At 66.6% G+C, this 5,031-nt stretch carries 4 protein-coding genes and 1 pseudogene; all 5 read left to right on the forward strand.

Features of this window, described 5'->3' with window-relative positions; translation table 11 throughout:
* Positions 1–308, forward strand: a pseudogene (locus WAW17_RS29665) (steroid 3-ketoacyl-CoA thiolase); the annotation flags it as partial.
* 30 nt (positions 309–338) lie between these two features.
* Complete coding sequence (locus WAW17_RS29670) at positions 339–2,528, forward strand: acyl-CoA dehydrogenase (protein ID WP_422336428.1); 2,190 nt, start codon at positions 339–341, stop codon at positions 2,526–2,528.
* Between the two features lie 12 nt (positions 2,529–2,540).
* Positions 2,541–3,410 (forward strand): MaoC/PaaZ C-terminal domain-containing protein, encoded by an 870-nt coding sequence (locus tag WAW17_RS29675; protein WP_422336429.1) that lies wholly within the window; start codon positions 2,541–2,543, stop codon positions 3,408–3,410.
* Positions 3,407–4,057 carry a PaaI family thioesterase gene (locus WAW17_RS29680; RefSeq protein ID WP_422336430.1) on the forward strand — a complete coding sequence of 217 codons (651 nt, stop codon included), beginning with the start codon at positions 3,407–3,409 and terminating at the stop codon, positions 4,055–4,057. The genes WAW17_RS29675 and WAW17_RS29680 overlap by 4 nt, the downstream gene beginning before the upstream one ends.
* Positions 4,058–4,132: 75 nt before the next feature.
* On the forward strand, positions 4,133–4,948 hold the full coding sequence (locus WAW17_RS29685; RefSeq protein ID WP_422336431.1) for a mycofactocin-coupled SDR family oxidoreductase: 816 nt from the start codon (positions 4,133–4,135) through the stop codon (positions 4,946–4,948).
* The last annotated feature ends 83 nt before the right edge of the window (positions 4,949–5,031 follow it).

The raw sequence follows: 5,031 nt of genomic DNA on the forward strand, positions 1-5,031 counted from the left end.
GCCCCATCGAGTCGACCCAGCTGGTTCTCGACCGAGCCGGCATGACCCTGAACGACATCGATCTCGTGGAGATCAACGAGGCCTTCGCGTCCGTGGTGCTGTCCTGGGCGCAGGTCCACGGCGCCGACCTGTCCAAGGTGAACGTCAACGGCGGTGCCATCGCTCTCGGTCACCCGGTGGGCTCCACCGGTGCCCGCCTGATCACCACCGCGCTGCACGAACTCGAGCGTTCCGGCAAGTCCACCGCGCTGGTGACGATGTGCGCGGGCGGGGCCCTGTCCACCGCAACGATCATCGAACGCATCTGATACCCGGCTAGTCGAATCGGTAAGGACGACATGACAATTGGATTGACCGAAGAAGAGCATGACCTCCGCGATTCGGTGCGCGGATGGGCGGCACGGAACGTGACACCGGCCGTACTGCGCGAGGCCGTCGAGGCGAAATCAGAACAGCGGCCGCTGTTCTGGCAGTCGCTCGCGGATCTCGGAGTGCTCGGTGTGCATCTTCCGGAGAGCGTCGGCGGTGCGGGCTGCGGACTCGTCGAACTCGCGGTGGTGGCAGAGGAACTGGGGCGGACCATGACACCCGGGCCGTTCCTGCCGACCGTCCTGCTCAGCGCGGTACTGCGCGAGGCGGGGCGATCTCGCGACCTCTCCGGACTCGCCGACGGTTCCACACTCGGTGCCGTCTCGCTGCAGCCGGACACTCTGCGGGTCATCCGCGACAACGGCGCCATAACGCTCGACGGAGCAGCCGAATTCGTACTCGGCGGTCAGGTCGGTGACCTCTTCCTGCTCGCGGCCCGAGACGGCGATTCCCTGGGATTCGTCGTGGTGCCGCGGGACCGGATCGAGGTCACGGACCTGCCCAGCCACGATGTGATCCGGCGTAACGCACGGATCACCGTGACCGCACTCGCGCTCGCCGACGACGAACTGCTGCGGATCGATGCGCAGCGGGTGCTCGACCTGGCCGCCACCCTGTTCGCCGCCGAAGCATCGGGTCTCGCCGACTGGGCGGTGACCACGGCCGCCGACCACGCCAGGGTGCGCCGGCAATTCGGGCGAATCATCGGGCAGTTCCAGGGTGTGAAGCACCGGGTCGCCCGCATGCTCAGCCTCACCGAGCAGGCTCGTGTCTGCGCGTGGGACGCCGCGCGTGCGCTCGAGCCGGGCACCCCGGCCGCCGAGGCGAGTCTTGCCGCAGCGGTGGCCGGGGCCACCGCACCCGAGGCGGCCTTCTCGGTGACCAAGGACTGCATTCAGGTTCTCGGCGGTATCGGATACACCTGGGAACACGATGCCCACCTCTACCTGCGCCGTGCGCACACGCTGCGGCTCCTGCTCGGGTCCACAGCGTCATGGCGGCGACGCGTGGCCCGCGAGACGATCGAGGGCACCCGGCGAGTACTCGGTATCGATCTGCCGGCGGACGCCGCAGGCATCCGGGCCGAGGTACGTGCCGATCTGTTGCCCGCAATCGAAATGGCCGGGGCAGAGCGCACACACTATCTGGCGGAGAAGGGTTTCACCGCACCGCATCTCCCCGCGCCCTGGGGTAGGGGAGCGGACCCCGTCGAGCAGTTGGTGATCGCGGAAGAACTGCGCACCACCGGCCTCGCGCCGCATGACATGATCATCGGCAACTGGGTGGTTCCCACGCTGATCGCACACGGCAGCGAGGCGCAGATGCAACGTTTCGTGCCGCCGTCCCTGTCGGGCGAGATCGTGTGGTGCCAGTTGTTCTCGGAACCCGGCGCCGGCTCCGACCTCGCCGGACTGTCCACCAAGGCAACGAAGGTGGACGGCGGCTGGATACTGCAGGGCCAGAAGGTGTGGACCTCGATGGCGAGGGACGCCCATTGGGGTATCTGCCTCGCCCGCACCGACTCGTCCGTGGCCAAGCACAAGGGCCTGTCCTACTTCCTCGTCGACATGCGTGGCAGTGCGGGTCTCGATATCCGGCCGCTTCGGGAAATCACCGGCGAGGCACTGTTCAACGAGGTCTTCCTCGATAACGTCTTCGTCCCGGACGACCTGCTCGTGGGCGCCCCGGGTGACGGCTGGAAACTGGCCCGCACCACGCTGTCAAACGAACGCGTCTCGCTGTCACACGACTCCACCCTCGGATCAGGGGGAGAGGCACTGCTCGATCTCGCCGCCGAGTTGCCGGTCGGCCTGGACGACGAGCAGCTGACCGTGCTCGGAAAGGTGCTGTGCGACGCGCAATCCGGCGGGCTCATGGGCCTGCGCACCACACTGCGGTCCCTCGCTGGGGCGCAACCGGGTGCCGAATCCTCGGTGTCGAAGTTGCTCGGTGTGGAACACATCCAGCAGGTGTGGGAGGTGGCGATGGACTGGGCAGGACCGCGGGCGTTGCTCGGTGAGAAGGGCCGGACGTCGAGTACCCACATGTTCCTGAACTCCCAGTGCATGTCGATCGCAGGCGGTACCACCAACGTCCAGCTCAATATCATCGGCGAGCGACTGCTCGGTCTACCTCGCGACCCCGATCCAGGAAAGTGAGGGTAGATCCACATGGCAATCGACGTAGACGTGGCGCTGAGCGCGGAAACGACCGTCCGGGAGGCGTCGTGGACCGAACGCGACGTGCTGCTCTACCACCTCGGTGTCGGCGCGGGAACGAGGCCGACCGATCCAGGCGAACTCGGCTGGGTGTTCGAGAAAGGCCTGCGCGTCCTGCCGACCTTCGCTATGGTTGCCGGGCAGGGCATTTCATCGAAGACGCTGCCTGCCGGGCTGAATCTGCCGGGAGTCGACATCGACCTGCGGAAGATCCTGCACGGCGGGCAGTCGCTGACGGTTCACGCGCCCATACCGAAGTCCGGATCGGCCCGGATCGCGTCGCGAGTGGCAGAGGTGTGGGACAAGGGGAAGGCTGCCGTCATAGTGCTCGAACAGACGGCCACCGACTTCGACGGGAATCCGTTGTGGACTACGGGAATGCAGATCTGGGCCCGCGGTGAGGGCGGGTTCGGCGGATCCCCGGGCCCGGAGTCGGTGGCTGCCCTCCCCGAAGGTGAACCGGAGAAGGTGCTGGTGTCGTCGACCGGAGGGGCGCAGGCGTTGCTGTATCGGCTGAGCGGAGACATGAATCCGCTGCACGCCGATCCGGCGTTCGCGGCCGCAGCAGGGTTCGACCGGCCGATCCTGCACGGTCTCGCGTCGTACGGGATCGTCTGCAAGGCGGTGATCGACGGGATGCTGGACGGCGATCCGTGTGGGCTGAAGAGTTACACCGCACGGTTCGCGGGTTCCCTGTACCCAGGCGAGACCATCGAAACGGCGGTATGGCGCGACGGCGGCCGCCTCCGCCTGCTTGCCACCTGCCCGGAGCGTGACGGGCAACCGGTGCTCACCCACGCCACCATGGAGGTCCACCCTTGAACGTCGGCTCACACCCCACATCCGCCAACAGCACGTCCGGAACCGTCTTGACGTCCCCGCGCAAGGGTGCGCCGGTCGATCGTGCGGCGGATGCGGCGCGGCGCGTCGTCGACGCCCTGCTGCGGACCGACCGGACCAACGCGAATCTCGACCGCGTCGCCGAGGAATTGAACAGCATTGCCGACCATCTCGAAGAACACGCACCGGCGGTCGCCGAGCGCCTGATCGATATGTGGAACGGTGAGGGCGTCACCCGGCACGATCCGGTCACCGGTCCCGAGAATGCGCTGGCGCCCCCGCTGGTCCTCGAGGGCCGGGACGACGGTTCGGTGCAGGGCACGGTCACGCTCACGATGCCGTATCAGGGCCCGCCCGGGCACGTGCACGGCGGAGTGTCGGCATTGCTGCTCGACCACGTTCTCGGCGTCGCCAACGCGTGGGGTGGTCAATCGGGAATGACGGCCCAATTGTGCACGCGCTACCACTGTCCGACACCGCTGTTCGAACCCCTGACCGTCACCGGCAAGTTGATGACGGTCGACGGGCGCAAGATCACCACTGTCGGTGACATCAGGACCGCCGACGGTGAGTTGTGCGTGTCTGTCGAGGGGCTGTTCATCGACAAGACGGTGCCGCGTCCACGGTGACACGATCGTACGATGACCCGATTGCACGGTGAAATTTCTGTTCTCGGTCAGGAGTAGAAAGTGACGTCAGCGAGTATCGATCCATCCCGGCGCTTCGAAGGCAAGGTCGTCTTCGTCACCGGCGCAGCACGCGGGCAGGGGCGCGCCGAGGCGGTGCGCTTCGCGCGGGAAGGCGCCGACATCATCGCCGTCGACGCCTGCACCGACTTCGCGTCCACGGCCTATCCCGGTGCCACGCAAGATGATCTGGCGGAGACCGTGCGTCTCGTCGAGGCGACCGGTCGTCGCATCATTGCGAGCGTCGCCGACGTCCGCGATTTCGACGCCCTCGCGCAGGCCCTCGCCGACGGCATCGCGCAGCTCGGGCGCCTCGACGTGGTGATCGCGAATGCCGGCATCTGTTCCGGCGCGCTGTCATGGGAGATCACTGCCGAGCAGTGGCAAGAGACCGTCGACATCAATCTCACCGGCACCTTCCACACCGCGAAGGCGGCGATCCCTTATCTCATCGCCCAGGGTGAGGGCGGGGCGATCGTGTTCATCAGTTCGGTGTCGGGGCTCAAGGGCACACCGTTCACCGGCCACTATGTCGCGACCAAGCACGGCGTCACGGGCCTGGCCAAGACGATGGCGAACGAACTGGGGGAGCACAAGATCCGCGTCAACACCGTGCATCCGGCGGGTGTGGACACCGGTATGAAGGTCAGCGATCTGCACCCGCTCATCGCGCGGTTCGCATCCACTCTCGGCCCGATCTACATGAACTCGCTGCCGTACACCATTGCCCAGCCCGAAGAAATCGCCGCCGTGGTGGCGTGGGTGTGCTCGGACGAGGCCAAATACATCACCGGCGCACAGATTCCCGTCGACCTCGGCAACCTCATCCGCTGAGGTTCGACCCGCCTACCCGTCGCCCAATGTCACAGTGGTTCAGTCAGATTGAACCGATGTGACATTGGGCGACGGCGGTTGGC

The organism is Rhodococcus sp. (in: high G+C Gram-positive bacteria), assembly GCF_049286785.1.
Taxonomy (GTDB): domain Bacteria; phylum Actinomycetota; class Actinomycetes; order Mycobacteriales; family Mycobacteriaceae; genus Rhodococcus_F.